Genomic DNA, 19,375 nt, shown 5'->3' on the forward strand with positions numbered 1-19,375 from the left:
CTCCTTTGTTCCTAAAGCCTGGTGTCCGGCAAATGCCGGCGTTCCGGTGTGGTGCCAGGGCGGGATGTCAGGTTCCGGGGATCCGGAAATTGAAGACCCCGGTGTCAAAGTGGTTATAGGCCTCGTAGTCAACGAGGTCGTAGAGCCGGGCACGGGTCAGCATGCTTGGAACCTGTGCCTCCTGGGTGCCGTCGGATTTGATCGATTCCAGAGTACGCTCAGCAGCGCCCATGGCACTACGGAGCAGGGTGACCGGATAAATGACCATGTTCACGCCCACGCCGGCCAGTTCGTCCACGGTAAACAGTGCGCTCTTGCCGAACTCGGTCATGTTGGCCAGGATCGGCACGTCCACGGCGTCCCGGATGGCCTTGAACTCCCTGAGGTCCTTCATGGCCTCGGGGAAGATCGCGTCTGCGCCGGCTTCAACCAGGGCTTTGGCCCGCTGCTGCGCCGCCTCCAGCCCATCGGTGGCCCGGATGTCGGTGCGGGCCATGATGAGGAAGTTCGGATCGCGGCGCGCGTCCGCTGCGGCCCGGATCCGCTTGGTGGCGGTATCCAGATCCACCACGTTCTTGCCGTCCAGGTGGCCGCAGCGCTTCGGGTTGAACTGGTCCTCGATGTGGCAGCCGGCCAGGCCGGCGTTTTCCAGTTCCTGCACGGTGCGGGCCACGTTCATCGGCTCGCCGAAGCCGGTGTCGGCGTCAACGATCGAGGGCAGGTCCGTCATGCGGGCGATCTGGCCTGCCCGGGTGGCCACCTCGGTCAGCGTGGTCAGCCCGATGTCCGGGAGGCCGAGGTCGTTGGCCAGGACCGCGCCGGAAATGTAGACCCCGGCAAAGCCCTTTTCCTCGATGAGCCGGGCGGAGAGGGGGCTGAACGCGCCCGGGAACTGCTGGATGGTGCCGGAGGACAGGAGCTCGCGGAAGCGGATCCGCTTCTGTTCGGGCGTGGTCTTCGAATACAGCATCAGAAGAGTCCCTTCGGCGCCGCTGCCAGATCGATGACCCCGGGCGCTGCAGTGATGTTCAGCTGGTCCAGCTCGCAGGCGCCCAGTTCGGGGAGGCGTTCGACGGCGGCGAGGAACCTTTCGATTTCCGCCTCCTCCACCAGTCCTGCGGCAAGGGTCCGGAACTTGTTGATGTACTGTTCGCGGGCGAACGGCCGGGCGCCGAGGGGGTGGGCGTCGGCGACGGCGATCTGGTCGGTGATGACAGTGCCGTCCTTGAGGGTGATCTCCACCGAGCCGCCGAAGGCCTTCTCCGCGATGTCCAGGGAGTGGTAGCGCCGGGTCCACTCTGCGTCCTCCACCGTGGCCACCTTGTGCCACAGCTCCACGGTGTCCGGACGTGCTGCGCGTTCCGGTGCGTAGGAGTCCACGTGGTGCCAGGCGCCGTCCTGCAGGGCGACCGTAAAGATGTAAGGGATGGAGTGGTCCAGGGTTTCCCGGCTGGCGGTGGGGCTGTACTTCTGGGGGTCGTTCGCGCCGGAGCCGATCACGTAGTGGGTGTGGTGGCTGGTCTTGATCAGGACTGATTCGACGTTGGCCGGGTCGGTCACCTCAGGGTGTTCGCGGTGCAGCTTGCGGGCCAGGTCGATCCAGGCCTGCGCCTGGTACTCGGCCGAGTGTTCCTTGGTGTAGGTGTCCATGATGGCGCGCTTGGCTTCGCCGGGGGTGGGGAGCGGGACCATGTAGGACGCGTCCGGACCATCGAGCATCCAGGCGATGACGCCGTCTTCGCCTTCGTAGATCGGCACCGGTGAGGTCTGGCCGCGCATGGCCCGGTCGGCTGATTCGATGGCCATCTTGCCGGCGAATGCCGGGGCGTGGGCCTTCCAGGTGGAGATCTCGCCCTTGCGTGACTGCCGGGTCGCCGTGGTGGTGTGCAGCGCCTGGCCCACTGACTGGAAGATGGTTTCGACGTCGAGGCCCAGCAGGGTGCCGATCCCGGCGGCCGCAGAGGGACCAAGGTGCGCGACGTGGTCGATCTTGTGCTTGTGCAGGCAGATGGCCTTGACCAGGTTGACCTGGATCTCGTAGCCCGTGGCGATGCCGCGCACCAGGTCGTGGCCGCTGGCGCCCACGTGCTGGGCTACGGCAAGGATGGGGGGAATGTTGTCGCCGGGGTGGGAGTACTCGGCGGCCAGGAAGGTGTCGTGGTAGTCGAGTTCGCGGACGGCCACCCCGTTGGCCCAGGCAGCCCATTCCGGTGCCACCCGTTCCTCGATGCCGAACACCTTGGAGCCCTTGCCGCCGGTGCTGGGTCCGTGGGTGAGCGCCTGGGCCCGGGCCGCGACGATCGGGGCGCGGTTCAGGGAGGCGATGGCGACCGAGGCGTTGTCGATGATGCGGTTAATCACCATGTCCGTCACTTCGTCGGTGACGGCGACGGGATCTGCCGCCACCTGCGCGATCTTGTAGGCAAGCTGGTCCTCGCGGGGGAGGTTTTCTTCGCTCTTGTAGACGCGGACGTGGTGTTCCTTAACCATGGTGCTCCTTCGGGTGGGATGCGTGGGTCGCTTTGACGTGGGAGAGGCTGCGGTGCAGGTGGACGATCGTTGCCGCCTCGGCGAGGGCCGGGTTGCCGGCGGCGATGGCCTCCGCGATGGCGGCGTGCTCGGCTGCCGCGGCGGTCAGGCGGCTGGCGTCGTCGGCGGCGAGGCGGCGGATCCGGACCAGGTGCACGCGCAGGCTGCGCATGGCCTGGGCCAGGTAGGAGTTGGAGATGGCGGCGTCGATGGCTGTGTCCAGCCTGCCCACCAGTTCGTAGTAGTCATGCAGGGCGGGGTCCCCGCCGTTGATCAGCGCGGGGGCATTGAGGAGTTCGCACTGCAGGCGCTCGAAGGTGGCGGTGTCCCCGCGCCGGGCGGCCAGCGCCGCGGCCTTGCCCTCCAGGGTCTGGCGGAGCTCGAACAGTTCGTCGATGTCCTCCAGGGAGATGTCGGTGACGACGACGCCGCGGCCGCCCGCCGTCGTGAGTCCTTCCGCCGTGAGGCGGCCCAGCGCCTCCCGCAACGGCGTGCGCGACACACCAAGGCGTTCGGACTGTTCCACCTCGGCCAGGACGGTGCCGGGCGCAAGGCGCCATTCGATGATGTCGTCCCGCAGGGCAGCATAGGCCTTGTCGCTGGCTCGCATGGTGCCCTCCTTCCTCGTTGACGACATCAGTGTATACACAGCAGGCTGAATGACGCCAGCATTTTCCACGAATAGCGGGTATAGCTGGAACTCTGTATACAAAACTCTTGTCGGCCGACCCTGTTGGCGTCTACCATGGGCTGCATCACAACGTCGTGGACGGGATACCCTCATGGTCACCAACAGCTACCGGGACAGCTACCGCCGCAGTGTCGAACAGCCCCAGGAATTTTGGCTGGAGGCAGCGCGGAACATTTACTGGACGTCTCCGCCGGGCCGGGCCCTGGACTCCAGCCGGGCGCCGCTGTACAGCTGGTTCCCCGATGGAGCCCTGAATACCTGCTATAACGCCCTGGACCGGCACGTGGCAGAAGGCCGCGGAGGGCAGGATGCCCTGATCCATGACTCGGCCATGCTGGGAACGCAGCAGCGCTACACGTATGCGGAACTCACGGATCTTGTGGCACGCTTTGCCGGCGTGCTGCGGAGCCACGGCGTCGGCAAGGGCGACCGCGTGGTGATCTACATGCCCATGATCCCGGAAGCCGCCATCGCCATGCTGGCCACCGCCCGCCTGGGCGCGGTTCACTCGGTGGTTTTTGGCGGCTTCGCACCCAAGGAGCTTGCCGCACGGATCCGAGATGCCGCCCCCGCTGCGGTGGTCACCGCATCCGGTGGCATCGAACCGGCCCGGCGCATCGAGTACCTCCCGGCGGTCGCCGAGGCCCTTGCGCTGGCCGGCGCGCCGGACATCCCCGTGCTGGTCAAGGCACGCTACGGTTTCGCAGCTGCGGCTGCGGACCACGCAGGCTGGCTGGACTGGGACACGGCCATGGAATCGGCCCAGCCCGTGGCCCCTGTCGCAGTGCAGGCCACGGACCCGCTCTACATCCTGTACACCTCCGGGACCACCGGGGCGCCCAAGGGAGTGGTCCGTGACAATGGCGGGCACGCCGTCGCCCTGCGCTGGACCATGGAAAACATCTATGACATCGGCCCCGGCGACGTCATGTGGACAGCGTCGGACGTTGGCTGGGTGGTGGGGCACTCCTACATCGTCTATGGGCCGCTGCTGGCCGGGGCCACCACCGTGATGTACGAAGGGAAACCGGTTGGCACGCCCGACGCGGGGGCGTTCTGGCGCGTGGTGCAGGACCATAGGGTCAACGTGCTGTTCACCGCCCCCACGGCACTGCGGGCCATCCGCAAGGCCGATCCCGAAGCAACGCTGCTGCGGGACTACGATGTCTCCAGCCTGCGGACGCTGTTCGCGGCCGGCGAGCGGCTGGACACGGACACGTTCCACTGGGCATCCCGGGTCCTGGGCGTACCCGTGGTGGACCACTGGTGGCAAACCGAGACCGGCTGGGCCATTTGCGCCAATCCGCGTGGACTGGAGCCACTGCCCATCAAGGCCGGCTCCCCAACCGTTCCGATGCCAGGGTTCCGGCTGCAGATCCTCGACGGCGGGGGCGGGGAAGTCGAGCCGGGGATCGAAGGCAACATCGTGCTCGGGCTGCCGTTGCCGCCGGGCACCCTGACCACCCTGTGGGGAAACGACGAACGTTTCATCTCGTCCTACCTCCAGGCTTTCGACGGCTGCTACGCCACGGGCGATTCCGGCTACCGCGATGAGGACGGTTACCTGTTCGTCATGGGCCGTACCGACGACATCATCAACGTTGCCGGCCACCGGCTGTCCACCGGCGCCATGGAACAGGTGATCGGCCAGCACCCCGCCGTCGCAGAGTGCGCCGTGATCGGGCTCGCAGACCCACTCAAGGGCCAGCGCCCCAGCGGCTATGTGGTGCTTAAGTCCGGGGTCGACATCCCCGAAGACGTCCTGGCCAAGGACCTGGTGGCCATGGTCCGGCGGGACATCGGTGCCGTGGCGGACTTCAAGCATGTGACGGTGGTGGACGCCCTGCCCAAGACCCGGTCCGGAAAGATCCTGCGCAAAACCATGCGCCAGATCGCCGACGGCGACGAATACACGGTGCCGTCCACCATCGAGGATCCTGGCGTCATTGACCAGCTGATCGGCGCCCTCCGGGGCGGGACAGAAGCCCGCTGACTTCAGCGCCGGGGAAACCAGGCGTGGAACCCGTCAGCGGGCGGTCCAGCGGTACTCGTTTTCCGGCCGCCCCGGGGTTCCGTAGCGGGCGGTCCGGGAAACCGTGCCGGCGTCGGCCAGATACTCCAGGTAGCGCCGCGCCGTCACCCGGGACATGCCCAGCGAATCCATAACCTCGGTAGCGGACACTGCCTCGGGCTGCCCGCGGAGAAACTCCTGGACGGAGCCGAGGGTCGCGGTGGAAAGGCCCTTCGGGAGCGGAAGTTCCGAGGGCGCCCGGAGGCTGGCGAACGCCTGGTCCACCTCGCTTTGCGAGGCACCGCCCTTGCCGGGACCGTGGCCCGGATCTGCCAGTTGCAGCCGGAACTGGCGGTAGTTCTCCAGCTTGTCGGAGAACGTGGCGAACGTGAACGGCTTGATCAGGTACTGGACCACACCGATGGCAACAGCGCTGCGGACGATTGCCAACTCGCGCACGGCGGTGATGGCGATGATGTCCGCCAGGATCCCCGCCGACCGCATCCGCCGGGCGATGTCCAGGCCATGGAGGTCGGGCAGGTTCATGTCCAGCAGGACCAGTTCCACCGGCTGGCCCGCAGTAACGAATTCATTCAGGAGCCGAAGGGCGGACTGGCCGTCCGGGGCGGTCCCCGCCAGCTCGAAACCTTCCATCCGCCCCACGTAGGCGGCGTGCGCCGCCGAAGCGATGGCCTCGTCTTCGACGACGAGGACCCGGATGCTGCTCACTGTTTGTGCTCCTTCTCCGCGGACACCGCCGCAGGCAGGAATACTTCGAACTTGGCGCCGCGCCGGCCGTCAATGGCCAGCGTACCGCCCAAACGCTGCACCGCCTGCCGGACCAGTGCCAGGCCAATGCCGCGGCCGCCCGTCCCTGCAGGCTTGGTGCTGAATCCGTGCCTGAAGATCTTTTCCGAATCCGCAGGATCGATGGGAGCCCCGGAATCGTTCACGGCGATGTCCAGCCCCTCGTCGTCCGCCTCCAGCGTCAGCACCACCCGCCGCGGTGGCGGCGCATCCGCGGCCGCATCGATGGCGTTGTCCAGCAGGTTTCCCAGGATCGTCACCAGGTCCTGCACGGCAACCCCGGGTGCCGCGCCGGAGCCGAGGGTGGAAACATCCAGCTGGACGCCTCGCTCGTGGGCCTCGGCCACCTTGCCCATGACCAGTGCGCCCACCACGGGTTCGTCAATCGAGCTCACCATGTCGTCCGTCAACTGCTGGCTCAAGGCCAGGTCCTGGGTGGCAAAATCGAGGGCTTCCCCGGTCCGGCCAAGTTCCAGAAGCGAGACCATGGTGTGGAGCCGGTTGGCGTGCTCGTGGGTCTGGGCCCGGAGCGCGTCGGACAGTGTCCGCATGGTCTGCAGTTCGTTGCCAAGGGCCTCGATCTCCGTCCGGTCCCTCAGGGTAGCCACCGTCCCGTAGACCGGAACCTTCCCGCGCGCCCCGGGGGATTCCGGGCCCCGTGCAGGGCCCTGGTTAACCACCAGCACGCGGGAACCGGTCAGCACCATCTCGTCCTTGGTGGTGCGCCCGGAGTCAAACAGGGTGCGCAGTTCGCTGTCCAGGGGGAGGTCCGCCAGCGACGGCGGCCGGGTGGGATCGTTGCTTCCCGTATCGGCCAGGCCAAGGAGTTCGGCAGCCTGGTCGTTGTACATCACCACCCGCTTCCTGGCATCGATAAGGATCAGCCCTTCGCGGACCGAGTGCAGGACCGATTCGTAGTAGGTGAACAGCTGCGCCAACTGTTCGGGCCCCCAGCCGCGCGTGACCCTGCGGAGGTACCGGCCCAGCAGCCAGGACGCAAGGGAACCGCCCACCAGCAAGGCGATGCCGACTGCGAGCAGGACCGGCAGGCGGCCGGTGAAGGCAACATCGACACTGCGGACGGTCACCCCGGCCGCTACCAGGGCCTTGACCGTTCCCGCCGCGTCCTTGACCGGCACAATGGTCCGGACCGAAGGCCCAAGGGTGCCGGCGGTGACTTCGGTGAACGGCCTGCCCTGCAGGGCAACGTCGATTGAACCGATGTACGGCCTCCCCAGCTCTTCATCCCTGGGGTGCGTCCAGCGGGTCCGGTCCGGAGCCATGATGGTGATGAAATCGATGTGGGCGGCGCTGGTGACGTCCTTGGCATAGGGCTGCAGGAGGGCGGACGGGTCCGGCGTGGCCGCGGCCTGGAGCACCAGGGGGTTGGCCGCGATGGAGGCTGCCACACCTTCCATGCGGCGGCCGGCTTCGTCATACGTCCGGTCCCGCGCATCCACGTAGGCCGCAGTTCCCACGATGGCAATGAAGGATACGACGATCAGCAGGTTCGCCAGGAAGAGCCGGCGGGCGATACTCCAGCGGTGGATCATGCTGCCTCCATCTGAACCCCGGGACTACTGCGACCAATATGAACGCAACGGTGAGCTGGATCACGGGGTGCCCAATGATGGATATCACATTGCACGGACGTGTTGAGCCCAGAGACTGCGCCGCAGCGTCTATCAGAATATCCACAAGGAGACACATCATGGCTTCTCAACGAGGAGAGTCGCTCGAGACCGCGACGCCGCGGCGCAAGGGACTGGACAAGTCCCACTACCTCTACATTGCCGTCATCGCCGCCGTCGTCCTCGGCGCGGTGGTGGGCCTGCTCTTCCCGGAGGTTGGCAAGTCGCTCAAGCCCCTGGGTGACGGCTTCGTCAAGCTCATCAAGATGATGATCGCGCCGGTCATCTTCTGCACCATCGTCCTGGGCATCGGCTCCATCGCCAAAGCGGCCACCGTCGGCAAGGTGGGCGGCCTCGCCCTTGGCTACTTCATCATCATGTCCACCTTCGCCCTGGCCATCGGCCTGGTGGTGGGCAACCTGATCCACCCGGGTGAAGGCCTCAAGCTGACGCCCTACGATCCCAACAAGAAGGCCGCCACGGACAGCACCGTGGACTTCCTGATGGGCATCATTCCCAGCGACATTCCGGTGCTGCCCACCCTGCTGGCCGCGATCCTGGTTGGCTTCGCACTGCAGAAGATGGGCGCCCAGGGCACCCCGATCCTCAAGGCCATCGGCCACGCCCAGGCCCTTGTCTTCCGCATCCTGATCATGATCATGTGGCTCGCCCCGGTGGGCGCCTTCGGCGCCATCGCCGCCGTCGTCGGTGCCACCGGCGTCCAGGCCATCGTGAGCATGTTCACCCTGATGATTGCCTTCTACATCACCTGTGCACTGTTCATCGTGGTCATCCTGGGCGGCCTGCTGCAGGTTGTTGCCGGCGTGAACATCTTCAAGCTGATGAAGTACCTGGCCCGCGAATACCTCATCATCTTCTCCACCTCATCCTCCGAAGCGGCGCTGCCCCGCCTGATCGCCAAGATGGAACACCTCGGCGTTTCCAAGCCTGTCGTGGGCGTCACCGTTCCCACGGGCTACTCCTTCAACCTGGACGGCACCGCCATCTACCTGACCATGGCGTCCCTTTTCGTGGCCAACGCCATGGGCACCCCGCTGGACCTCGGCGCCCAGATCTCCTTGCTGGTCTTCATGATCATCGCCTCCAAGGGTGCGGCGGGTGTCACCGGCGCCGGCCTGGCCACCCTCGCAGCCGGCCTGCAGGCACACCGTCCCGAACTGCTCGGGGGAGTGGGCATCATTGTCGGCATCGACCGCTTCATGTCCGAGGCCCGCGCGCTGACCAACTTCACCGGCAACGCTGTGGCCACCGTCCTGGTGGGCACCTGGGTCAAGGAGATCGACGGCGGCCAGGTTGCCCGCGTCCTCTCCGGCGAAGTTCCCTTCGACGAGCAGACCATGATTGCCGGCCACGGCGAGATGGCACCAAAGGAAGAAGGCGCACGGGAAGCCGCCAAGGCCTAGCCCAGGCCGTTCAAGAGACCCGAAACCGCCCCCGCAGCCACGCTGCGGGGGCGGTTTTACGTTGTCCCGGCAACGAACCTTCGACCTCAGCTAGAGGGTCAAGGCTCAACATTCGCGGAAAGTCAAGTTCCGTCGAATACCGTGTCGGGCGCTGTAACCTAGGGAGCAGAACGAACGGCGCTGGTACGCCAGCGGCAGGAAATCACCGTCATCGAAAGTGTGGACAGATACGTGAGCAGCGAACAGGGTTCAGCAACTCTGGAGGGCACGGAATTCGACCTGGAAAACGCGGTGATGGGCCCCACGGGACGCCCATACCGCGAGTTCCCGGAACCTGCGCCGCTGCCCTCCCACGGTCCGGCCCGCGTCATCGCCATGGTCAACCAGAAGGGCGGGGTCGGGAAGACCACCTCCACCATCAACCTGGCCGCCGCGCTCGCCGAGTACGGCCGCCGTGTCCTGCTCGTGGACTTCGACCCCCAGGGCGCGCTGTCCGCGGGCCTCGGCGTCAACCCGCACGAGCTTGACCTCACCGTGTACAACGTCCTGATGGACCGCAAGGTGGACATCCGCGACGCCATCCACCAGACCGGCGTCGAAAACGTCGACCTGCTGCCGGCCAACATCGACCTTTCCGCGGCAGAAGTGCAGCTGGTCAATGAGGTGGCACGCGAACAGGTCCTGGACCGTGCGCTGAAGAAGGTCGAAGACGACTACGACGTCGTCCTTATCGACTGCCAGCCGTCCCTGGGCCTCCTGACCGTCAATGCCCTTACTGCGGCCCACGGCGTCATCATTCCGCTCATCTGCGAGTTCTTCGCACTGCGTGCCGTTGCCCTCCTCGTGGAAACGATCGACAAGGTGCAGGACCGGCTGAACCCGCGGCTGCAGGTGGACGGCGTGCTGGCCACCATGTATGACGCCCGGACCCTGCACAGCCGCGAAGTGATCACCCGGCTGGTGGAGGCGTTCGGTGACAAGGTCTTCGAGACCGTGATCAAGCGGTCCATCAAGTTTGCCGATGCCACCGTGGCTGCCGAGCCCATCACCAGCTACGCCGGAAACCACGTAGGTGCCGACGCTTACCGCCGGCTCGCCAAGGAGCTGATCTCCCGCGGCGGCGCGCCCTAACCACGCTGTGGCCGAATCCAAGCCCGGCTTCGAGGTGCGGCTGGCCAACTTCACGGGTCCGTTTGATCTCCTCCTGGGACTGATTGCCAAGCACCAGCTGGACATCACCGAAGTTGCCATCGCCACGGTTACTGATGAGTTCATCAAGTACATCCGCAAGCTGCAGCAGCTCGGCGAAGAATGGGCGCTGGACGAGGCAAGCGAGTTCCTGGTGATAGCCGCTACCCTCCTTGACCTCAAGGCCGCCCGGCTCCTCCCGGCCGGTGAAGTCGAGGACGACGAGGACATTGCCCTTTTGGAGGCGCGGGACCTGCTCTTTGCCCGGTTGCTCCAGTACAAGGCGTTCAAGCAGGTTGCAGGAATCCTGGGCGAAACCCTGGACCAGGAAGGGCGCCGTTTTCCCCGCCAAGTGGCTCTCGAAGAGCATTTTGCGGCCATGCTTCCCGAACTCGTCTGGAAGCACACACCCCACCAGTTCGCTGCCCTGGCCGAGGCGGCCCTAAGGCCCAAGGCGCCTGCGCAGCCACCGCAAGTGGCGCTCGGCCACCTTCACGGCAGCAACGTCAGCGTCAAGGAACAGGCCGAGGTGCTGGGCCGCCGGCTGCGGGAGGAATCGCCGCTGACCTTCCGCTCCCTGATTGCCGACGCCGGCTCCACCCTGGTGGTGGTGGCCAGGTTCCTGGCCCTCCTGGAACTCTTCCGGGACCGGGCCGTCTCATTCGACCAGCTATCCCCGCTGGCGGACCTCGCCATCCACTGGACGGCGGACCGCCCGGACTGGTCGGCGGAAAACCTAAGCGAAGAATTCGAGGAGCAACTGTGAACCCGTCGCAGGATGCACAGCAGGACGACACCGGCCACGCGGAGGACTTCGCCCACCTTCCCGGCGGGGCCAAGGCTGCCCTGGAAGCGGTCCTCATGGTTCTGGACGAGCCGGCCACTGAGGAGGAGCTCGCCGCCGGGGTAGGGCTGACGGTCAATGCGGTCCGCTCCCTGCTGGCAGAACTGGAGCGCGAGTATAACGGCTATACTGTTAAAGCCCCGGAGGTGGAGAGTGCCAGCAGCGCTGGCATCGGATCCAGTCCCCGGGGTTTTGAATTGCGGAACATCGCCGGTGGCTGGCGCATCTACTCCCGCGCGGAATTTGCCGACATTGTGGGCAAGTATGTGCTTGAGGGGCAGACTGCCAGGCTAACCCAGGCGGCATTGGAAACACTGGCAGTCATCGCGTACCGCCAGCCCGTTTCCCGGGCGCGCGTGTCTGCAATTCGCGGGGTCAATGTTGACTCTGTCGTACGGACGCTGGCCCAACGCGGGCTGATCGAGGACGCGGGAACCGATCCCGAGTCCGGCGCAATCCTCTACCGGACTACCTCGTATTTCCTCGAACGGATGGGGATCAGTTCAGTGGGGGACCTGCCCCAACTGTCGCCGCACCTACCGGGGCTCGACGGGATCGCAGAGTTCTACGACGCCGAGACGATGTAGGCAGGACAACCCCTGCCCGCACCAGTCCATCCAGCAAGGGTTATTTATCAGGGCAGACGAAGTCTGCGCGGCTGGCTAAGGTTGTCTTTGGACATCTCAGCCGGCCAAAAACATATTGAAGGACGGGTCATGACACAGGCGGGACGCCAGGGTTCACCACGTAACGGTTCGGGACGCAGCGGGAACGAACGCAACAGTTCTCAGCGCCCGGCACAGGGCGGCAGCTTCAGCGGGGGCTCCCGCGGCGGAGCAGGCAAACGTGCCTCAGGATTCGGCGGCGACCGCCCGCACCGCGCGCCCAAGCCGCGCGAAGAGCGCTTCGTCGATCCCGACCTGGCAGGGGACCAGCAGGGACGCGGAGCCGAGGCTGCCCGGGGCGCCAAGCCGTCGTCACGCAAGCCCGCTGCCCGCAAGCCCGGTGCCAAGAAGGCTCCCGGCACGCCGGGTGCCCCCAAGCCCAAACCTCGTACCGGCGCTCCCGGTGCAGCCGCTTCGCGTGCCTTCGGCAGCGAACGCTTCGGCCAGAACCTGGGGCCGGTCCGCAAGCCCGCCCGGAAGAAGGGCCCCCGGGGCAACGTTCCCCAGTCCGAACTCCACGATGCCGACGGTGTGCGCCTCCAGAAGGTCATGGCCTCTGCAGGAGTCGCCTCCCGGCGCGTCTGCGAGGAGATGATCGCCGAGGGCCGCGTGGAAGTCGACGGCCAGGTGGTTACCGAACTCGGTGTCCGCGTGGACCCCAAGACTGCCGTCATCCACGTTGACGGGCTGCGGATCCAGCTGGACGAAAACCTGGTCTACATGGTGTTCAACAAGCCCAAGGGCGTGGTGTCCACCATGGAGGACCCCGAGGGCCGGCCCTGCATCAGCGATTTCCTGAAGAACAACAAGAACACCGGCGAACGCCTGTTCCACGTCGGCCGCCTGGACGTCGCCACCGAGGGCCTGCTGCTCTTGACTAACGACGGCGAGCTCGCCAACCGCCTGACACACCCGTCCTACGAGGTTCCCAAGACCTACCTGGTGCAGGTCCGCGGGCCGTTCCCGCAGGGCATCGGCGCCCAGCTGAAGGCCGGCGTCGAACTCGAAGACGGGTTCGCTTCGGTGGATTCCTTCCGCCTGGTGGACTCCACCCCGGGCCACGTGCTGATCGAGGTTGTGCTCCACTCCGGCAAGAACCGCATTGTCCGGCGCCTGTTCGACGCCGTGGGCTTCCCGGTCCAGCGGCTGGTCCGCGTCAAGGTGGGCCCCATCGGGCTCGGCGACCAGCGCCAGGGCAGCATCCGCAACCTGGGCAAGCAGGAAGTCGGCCACCTGCTGGCATCCGTAGGGCTCTGAGGCATGTCCGCGTTCAAGAGCCAGGGCCGCGGCCACCTGGACGGCCCGGTGGTGGTCATCGGGACCGGGCTGCTGGGCACCAGCATCGGACTGGGCCTGCGGGGGCGCGGCGTGCCCGTGTTCCTCTCGGACCCGTCGCCCACCAACCAGGCGGTGGCCGTGGACATCGGTGCCGGCAGCCCGCTGCCTGAACTCGGTGATACGTCACCGCAGCTGGTTGTGGTGGCCGCTCCGCCGGACGTCACAGCCGACGTCGTCCTCGCCGCGCTGTCCACCTACCCGGACGCCGTGGTGATCGACATCGCCAGCGTGAAGGCGGACATCCTTGCCCGGCTCCGCGAATCCGGCGTCGACCTGTCCCGCTACGTGGGGACGCACCCCATGGCGGGACGCGAAAAGTCCGGCCCGGTGGCTGCACGCGGTGAGCTCTTCACCTCCATGCCCTGGGTGCTCTGCCCGTCCGAGGAAACGTCCGGCGCCGCCCTCCAGGTGGCCCGCTCGCTTGCCTCGGACCTGGGAGCCGTCGTCTCGCAGTTCACCGCCGATGAGCACGATGAAGCCGTGGCGCTGGTCTCGCACCTGCCGCAGGTCATGTCCTCACTGCTGGCCAGCCGGCTGCAGGGAACTCCGCTGCACGCGTTGTCCCTGGCGGGCAATGGGCTGCGCGACGTCACCAGGATCGCAGCTAGCGACCCCACCCTGTGGGTCCAGATCCTCGGCGGCAACGCGGCCAAGGTGGTGGAGATCCTCTACGGTGTCCGGGACGACCTGAACCGGCTGATCGGCACCCTGGAGAACCCCGCGGCGCCCGGCGCCAGGCTGGACCTCGCCCAGCTCATCAGCGAGGGGAACGCCGGACAGGCGCGCATCCCCGGGAAACACGGCGGGCCCCCGCAGGCCTACGCGTGGCTCACCGTCCTGGTGGACGACAAGCCCGGCCAGATCGCACAGCTGCTCACCGAGATCGGCGAGATCGGCGTCAACCTGGAGGACATGCGCCTGGACCACTCGTCGGGCCAAAACGTAGGTATGGTTGAAATCTCCGTGTTGCCGAACAAGCACGACCACTTGATCGAAGCCCTTAACGACCGCGGATGGCGGGTACTTCAGTAATGACACAGGAACTCCTCGAATCCATGCGCGCCCTGCGCATCGGCCGCCCGCTGGTGGTGGCCATCGACGGGCCGTCCGGCTCCGGAAAGTCCAGCGTGAGCAAGGAAGTGGCCCGCAGGCTCCGGCTGGCCTACCTGGACACCGGTGCCATGTACCGGGCCCTGACCTGGTACTGCGTCACCGAAGGCATCGACCTCGAGGACGGTGCTGCCGTGGAGCAGGCATCCCGGGACTTTGTCCTTGAACTGAGCACCAGCCCGCTGGAGGAATATGTCCGGGTGGATGGAGTGGACGTCACGGACGCCATTCGGGAGCCGGCCATCTCAGCCGCCGTCAGTGCCGTCGCCACCACCCTGGGCGCACGGACGGAGCTGATCCGTCGGCAGCGGGACCTGATCGAAAAGCACCACCGCCGGATGGTGGTGGAAGGCAGGGACATCACCACCGTCGTCGCGCCCGGGGCCGAGGTGCGCATGCTCCTCACCGCCAGCGAGGAAGCCCGGCTGCGCCGGCGCGGCCTCCAGCTGGGCGGGACGCAGGACGCCGAGCAGCTGGCTGCCCAGGTCACGCACCGGGACGCCAAGGACTCCACGGTAGTGAACTTCACGCAGGCCGCCTCCGGTGTGGTAACGCTGGACTCCTCGGATCTGGACTTCGAACAGACCGTGGATGCTGCCCTCGTGATTGTCACCAAGGTCCTCAACCGTGACTGACGCATGCGCGGGCCTGCCCTCCGGGCTGACCATGGCCTGGAGCAGGCCGGTGGGATGGATCCTCGACCACTTGGTCTACCGGACCACCGTGACCGGCAGGACCAACGTGCCCACGGGCGGCCCGGTGATCTTCGCCGGCAACCACATCAGCTTCCTCGACGGGCCGGTGATGTTTGGCGCCGCTCCGCGCCCCATGCACATCCTGGTTAAACAGGAGATGTTCAAGGGTTTCCTGGGCCGGGTCCTGACCGCGTCCGGGCAGCTGCCCGTGGATCGCCGCGGTGACCGTGCCGCGCTGCAGCGCTGTAAGGACGTGCTCGACGCCGGGCGCTGCGTTGGGATTCTCCCGGAAGGGACGCGGGGGAGCGGCGCAGCCTCGGACATCAACGGCGGAGTGGCGTGGCTGGCGCTGAACTCCGGGGCGCCGGTGGTGCCGGTAGCCATCCTGGGCACCCGGCAGGGCGAGGAGCACCTGGACTTCGTTCCACGGCCCGGACGCCGCTTCCACGTCAGCTTCGGGGCGGCCCTTACCCTGGCCCGCCGCGCCGGCGAAACCGGCCGTGCTTCAATGGACAGGGCCGCGCAGGACATCCGTGCAGCGCTGGCAGGGCACGTCCAGGACACCATTCAACTCAGCGGACAGCCCTTGCCGTCCGCTGGACACCAAGACTTGACAGCAGTAGCCGGGGACGCCGGCAGATGACCACTAAGGACAGTGCAATGAGCGACACCACCCAGGCTACCGGGCACTCCGGCGCCGACGACGAATACACCCCCACCGGCACCGACCAGGTTGCCGAACGCCTGGCAGCGATCGGGGACGACGAAGCGGAGCTTCGTGCCGCCTCGCTCCGCGCCGGCCTGGAAGACTACGAGCTTGACGAGGACGACGCAGCCCTGCTGAGCGGCGAGTACGGCGACGAGGACCTCGAAGGCCCCCTTAAGCTGGACCCCGTCCTGGCCATCATCGGCCGTCCCAACGTGGGCAAGTCCACGCTGGTGAACCGCATCCTGGGCCGCCGCGAAGCAGTGGTTGAGGATACCCCCGGCGTCACCCGCGACCGCGTGATGTACTCCGCGAACTGGAATGGCCGCAACTTCACCCTGGTGGACACCGGGGGATGGGAGCACGACGCCCGCGGCATCCACGCCAGGGTTGCCGAGCAGGCTGAGATGGCCGTGGAGCTCGCCGACGCCGTCCTTTTCGTGGTGGACTCCGCCGTCGGCGCCACCGCCACGGACGAAGGCGTCATGAAGATGCTGCGCCGCAGCAAGAAGCCGGTCATCATGGTGGCCAACAAAGTGGACGACTTTGCCCAGGAAGCCGACAGCGCAGCACTCTGGGGCCTTGGCTTCGGCGAGCCCTACCCGGTGTCAGCCCTGCACGGCCGCGGCGTGGCCGACCTCCTGGACCACGTCATGGACGTCCTGCCCGAGTTCTCCACCGTCGAGGGCGTGGAACGCTCCGGCGGTCCGCGGCGCATCGCCCTGATCGGACGCCCGAACGTGGGCAAGTCCTCGCTCCTGAACAAGCTCGCAGGCTCTGAACGAGTGGTGGTGGACAACACCGCCGGCACCACCCGAGACCCCGTGGACGAATTCATCGAGCTCGGTGGCCGCACCTGGCGTTTCGTGGACACCGCCGGCATCCGCCGCCGCCAGCACATGGCGCAGGGCGCGGACTACTACGCCTCCCTCCGGACGCAGGCCGCGCTCGAGAAGGCGGAAGTCGCCGTCGTGCTCCTTGCCGTCGATGAGGTCCTCAGCGAACAGGACGTCCGCATCCTCCAGCTGGCCATCGAATCCGGCCGCGCCCTTGTCCTGGCCTTCAACAAGTGGGACCTCCTGGACGACGAACGCCGCCGCTACCTGGAACGGGAAATCGAACAGGACCTGGCCCACGTCGACTGGGCGCCGCGGGTCAACATCTCGGCAAAGACCGGCTGGCACAAGGACCGCCTGGTCCCGGCCCTGGACCTGGCCCTGGAGAACTGGGACCGGCGCATCCCCACCGGGCGCCTCAACGCCTTCCTGGGCGAGCTCGTTGCCGCACACCCGCACCCGGTCCGCGGCGGCAAGCAGCCCCGCATCCTCTTCGGCACCCAGGCCTCCAGCCGTCCGCCGAAGTTCGTGCTGTTCACCACCGGATTCCTGGATCCCGGGTACCGCCGGTTCATCACGCGGCGCCTTCGCGAGACCTTCGGATTCGAGGGCACGCCCATCGAGGTGAGCATGCGCGTCCGCGAGAAGCGTGGCCGCAAGCGTTAATTGCGACACACCTTGGGGCTGATCACCGGAAAGTGTCACTGGCACCCCTCCGGATCGTGTAAGCTCTTCTAGGTGGTTCGGCCGGACTGCTGATGAAAACCTTCGGGTTTGGGTTCAGCGGAGAACGGCGGAACCAGCGGGCTGTAGCGCAGCTTGGTAGCGCACTTGACTGGGGGTCAAGGGGTCGCAGGTTCAAATCCTGTCAGCCCGACCAGAGAGCGGAAGGCGCCGGAGAATTTCTCCGGTGCCTTCCGCTTTTTTGGGTTCTGCGGGCATTTCCGGCCCGCGCACCTTCCCGTGGACAAATGAGCCCGGGGGCCCGGGGTGATTTGTCCGGACGGGGGTGTTCTGCGCTCTTCCGGGTCCGTGGTCTATACAGCTAGCCGAGGGCGGCGTCGAGGGTGACGAAGCCATAGCCGGCCGCCCGCAGCTGGGAGATCACCTGCGGGAGGGCCCCGGCGTCGAGCGTTGAGCCGTCGTCGGGGTTGGAACCGAGGTGCATCAGGACGATCTCCCCGGGCTGCGCGGATGCCATGACACGCTGGACGACGAAGCCGGGTCCGCGCGTTCCACCCAGGGTGCCCTGCCAGCCAAGCGTGTCAACGGTCCACCGGACCGCTGCGTAGCCGGCGGCGTTGACGGAGGCAATCGTGCGGGAATCGCGGGCGCCGAACGGGAAGCGGAAGAACGGGAGCGGGTCGCCACCCGCAGCCTCGATGCTCCTCTGCGCGCCGCTGATTTCGCCCGCAATCTGGGCGTCGGTCAGGGTGGTGAAGTCAGGGTGGGTCATGGAGTGGTTGCCGATCCTGTGTCCCGCGTTGTAGATCAGCGCCGGGTCGGAGGGAAACTGGTCGACCCAGTCTCCGGTAAGGAAGAACGTGCCCGGGACGCCGTTCGCTGCGAGGGTAGCGAGGATCGATCGGAGGCCGGCGTCGTTCGCGCCGGCGTCGAAGGTGAGCGCCACAATCTTCTGCGTGGTCGGAAGTCGCTCGAGATCCACGCCCAGGAGCGACGGCGGGACGCTGGCATAGATAACCTCGGTCCTGCCGCTGTCCGCGTGCCACAGGATCGAGCCGTGCTGGAAGTCGTTGCGGCGCCCGCCCGTAATGCCATACTCTCCGCTGGTCGGGTAGCCGAGCCTGCTGCGTTCCCAACCGAGGGCCGCCCACTGGGCGCGGATGGCTCCGTACACCTCGTGGGCCCCAGTGGTGGGCGACCAATAAATCGACGAACCGGCGGACGTGCCGCTGAAGTGGTTGTACCGGCCCACCCCGTCGGGGGCGCCGGCCTCATCCGTCACGGGGAATCCGAGCGCGCCCGACGGTCCGCCAAGCTCGAGATAGCGTCCGCGGACCGCGCCGTGTACCTCATGTGCTCCCGTGGCCGCGCTCCAGTAGATGGTGCCGCGGGCGAAGTCGTTGTACCGGCCGGCGGCGCCGGGAGTGGCCGTCTCATCGGTGAGCGGGAAGCCCAGGTAGCCGCCGGGTCCGCCGAATGCGAGGTACTCGCCGCGGATTGCGCCGTGCACTTCATGTGCTCCGGTGGCGGGGCTCCAGTAGATGGTGCCGCGGGCGAAGTCGTTGTACTGTCCGGCGGCGCCGGGAGTGGTGGATTCGTCGGTGAGCGGGAAGCCCAGATAGCCGCCCGGTCCGCCCAGTGCCAGATAGCATCCGCGGACCGCGCCGTGCACTTCGTGTGCTCCGGTGGCGGGGCTCCAGTAGATGCTGCCGCGGGCAAAGTCGTTGTACTGGCCCGCCGCTCCGGGAGTGGTGGTCTCATCCGTTAAGGGGAAGCCAAAGAACCCGGCGGGACCGCCCAGTGCCAGGTAGCGTCCGCGGATTGCGCCGTGCACTTCGTGTGCTCCGGTGGCGGGGCTCCAGTAGATCGTGCCGGCCGTGTAGTCCTGGGCACGACCTCCTGCGATGTCGTAGGTGCTGCCGAGTGGCGTGCCGAGGAATGATGCGCCGCCGCCAAGTTGTTCATAATGCTGGCTGATGGCGTCGTCGCCAACCTGCAGGACCGCCATCGACGCCGGAATGCTCTGGTGCGTGGCTGCCGCTGACGCCCCGGCCACGGGCGGACCCAGGGCTGTACCCCCTAGCCCACCGCCGAGGGCGAGGACCAAGGCCATTCCGAGGACGGTGGGTCGAGACCTGCGCATTGTGGCCCCTTCGTGCTGATCGAGACTTGCGAGCCTTAATCAAGACGTTACGCCCGGGAGACTTGCGCGGGCA

The 19,375-nt window shown here is 66.9% G+C and carries 15 protein-coding genes, 1 tRNA gene and 1 pseudogene; 11 read left to right on the forward strand and 6 right to left on the reverse strand.

Annotated elements, in window-relative coordinates; all coding sequences use genetic code 11:
* Nucleotides 1-67 precede the first annotated feature (67 nt).
* Genes prpB through ACZ9J7_RS14875 form a run of 3 tightly spaced genes read right to left on the reverse strand, consistent with a single transcriptional unit; the run spans nucleotide 68 to nucleotide 3,139 of the window.
* Nucleotides 68-970: a methylisocitrate lyase gene (gene prpB / locus ACZ9J7_RS14865; RefSeq protein ID WP_476210465.1), complete on the reverse strand. Its 903-nt coding sequence runs from the start codon at nucleotides 968-970 to the stop codon at nucleotides 68-70.
* On the reverse strand, nucleotides 970-2,490 hold the full coding sequence (locus ACZ9J7_RS14870) for an MmgE/PrpD family protein (RefSeq protein WP_476210466.1): 1,521 nt from the start codon (nucleotides 2,488-2,490) through the stop codon (nucleotides 970-972). The genes prpB and ACZ9J7_RS14870 overlap by 1 nt, the downstream gene beginning before the upstream one ends.
* On the reverse strand, nucleotides 2,483-3,139 hold the full coding sequence (locus tag ACZ9J7_RS14875) for a GntR family transcriptional regulator (RefSeq protein ID WP_476210467.1): 657 nt from the start codon (nucleotides 3,137-3,139) through the stop codon (nucleotides 2,483-2,485). Before ACZ9J7_RS14875 ends, ACZ9J7_RS14870 begins: the two co-directional genes overlap by 8 nt.
* 172 nt (nucleotides 3,140-3,311) lie before the next feature.
* Here ACZ9J7_RS14875 and ACZ9J7_RS14880 point away from each other — a divergent pair, with 172 nt between their 5' ends.
* Nucleotides 3,312-5,213 carry a propionyl-CoA synthetase gene (locus ACZ9J7_RS14880; protein WP_476210469.1) on the forward strand — a complete coding sequence of 634 codons (1,902 nt, stop codon included), beginning with the start codon at nucleotides 3,312-3,314 and terminating at the stop codon, nucleotides 5,211-5,213.
* Nucleotides 5,214-5,246: 33 nt separating this feature from the next.
* Here ACZ9J7_RS14880 and ACZ9J7_RS14885 read toward each other — a convergent pair whose 3' ends face one another.
* Nucleotides 5,247-5,960, reverse strand: a complete 714-nt coding sequence (locus tag ACZ9J7_RS14885) for a response regulator (RefSeq protein ID WP_476210471.1) — start codon at nucleotides 5,958-5,960, stop codon at nucleotides 5,247-5,249.
* Nucleotides 5,957-7,591: a sensor histidine kinase gene (locus ACZ9J7_RS14890; protein ID WP_476210473.1), complete on the reverse strand. Its 1,635-nt coding sequence runs from the start codon at nucleotides 7,589-7,591 to the stop codon at nucleotides 5,957-5,959. Before ACZ9J7_RS14890 ends, ACZ9J7_RS14885 begins: the two co-directional genes overlap by 4 nt.
* 158 nt (nucleotides 7,592-7,749) lie before the next feature.
* On the opposite strand from ACZ9J7_RS14890, the gene ACZ9J7_RS14895 reads away from it, so the two are divergent.
* From ACZ9J7_RS14895 to ACZ9J7_RS14940, 10 genes and pseudogenes are all read left to right on the forward strand, one after another.
* Nucleotides 7,750-9,093: a cation:dicarboxylate symporter family transporter gene (locus ACZ9J7_RS14895; protein ID WP_476210474.1), complete on the forward strand. Its 1,344-nt coding sequence runs from the start codon at nucleotides 7,750-7,752 to the stop codon at nucleotides 9,091-9,093.
* Nucleotides 9,094-9,324: 231 nt separating this feature from the next.
* Nucleotides 9,325-10,224 (forward strand): ParA family protein, encoded by a 900-nt coding sequence (locus ACZ9J7_RS14900; RefSeq protein ID WP_056331794.1) that lies wholly within the window; start codon nucleotides 9,325-9,327, stop codon nucleotides 10,222-10,224.
* A 7-nt stretch (nucleotides 10,225-10,231) separates the two neighbouring features.
* Nucleotides 10,232-11,047 carry a segregation and condensation protein A gene (locus tag ACZ9J7_RS14905; RefSeq protein WP_476210476.1) on the forward strand — a complete coding sequence of 272 codons (816 nt, stop codon included), beginning with the start codon at nucleotides 10,232-10,234 and terminating at the stop codon, nucleotides 11,045-11,047.
* On the forward strand, nucleotides 11,044-11,712 hold the full coding sequence (gene scpB, locus ACZ9J7_RS14910; RefSeq protein ID WP_476210477.1) for an SMC-Scp complex subunit ScpB: 669 nt from the start codon (nucleotides 11,044-11,046) through the stop codon (nucleotides 11,710-11,712). Before ACZ9J7_RS14905 ends, scpB begins: the two co-directional genes overlap by 4 nt.
* A gap of 129 nt (nucleotides 11,713-11,841) precedes the next feature.
* A complete protein-coding gene (locus ACZ9J7_RS14915; protein ID WP_476210478.1) occupies nucleotides 11,842-13,047 on the forward strand; it encodes a pseudouridine synthase in 1,206 nt (401 codons plus the stop codon).
* Nucleotides 13,048-13,050: 3 nt separating this feature from the next.
* Nucleotides 13,051-14,160 carry a prephenate dehydrogenase gene (locus tag ACZ9J7_RS14920; RefSeq protein ID WP_476210480.1) on the forward strand — a complete coding sequence of 370 codons (1,110 nt, stop codon included), beginning with the start codon at nucleotides 13,051-13,053 and terminating at the stop codon, nucleotides 14,158-14,160.
* Nucleotides 14,160-14,873, forward strand: a complete 714-nt coding sequence (gene cmk, locus ACZ9J7_RS14925) for a (d)CMP kinase (RefSeq protein ID WP_476210482.1) — start codon at nucleotides 14,160-14,162, stop codon at nucleotides 14,871-14,873. The genes ACZ9J7_RS14920 and cmk overlap by 1 nt, the downstream gene beginning before the upstream one ends.
* Nucleotides 14,874-14,904: 31 nt before the next feature.
* Nucleotides 14,905-15,583: pseudogene (locus tag ACZ9J7_RS14930) on the forward strand (lysophospholipid acyltransferase family protein).
* 10 nt (nucleotides 15,584-15,593) lie between these two features.
* Entirely contained in the window at nucleotides 15,594-17,141 is a 1,548-nt protein-coding gene (gene der / locus ACZ9J7_RS14935) for a ribosome biogenesis GTPase Der (protein ID WP_141160902.1), read from the forward strand.
* A 137-nt stretch (nucleotides 17,142-17,278) separates the two neighbouring features.
* Nucleotides 17,279-17,355: transfer RNA gene (locus ACZ9J7_RS14940), tRNA-Pro, on the forward strand.
* 165 nt (nucleotides 17,356-17,520) lie between these two features.
* On the opposite strand, the gene ACZ9J7_RS14945 is transcribed toward ACZ9J7_RS14940, so the two are convergent.
* A complete protein-coding gene (locus ACZ9J7_RS14945; RefSeq protein ID WP_476210484.1) occupies nucleotides 17,521-19,302 on the reverse strand; it encodes a polysaccharide deacetylase family protein in 1,782 nt (593 codons plus the stop codon).
* Nucleotides 19,303-19,375: the final 73 nt, after the last annotated feature.

It is taken from the genome of Pseudarthrobacter sp. TE9888, assembly GCF_056279345.1.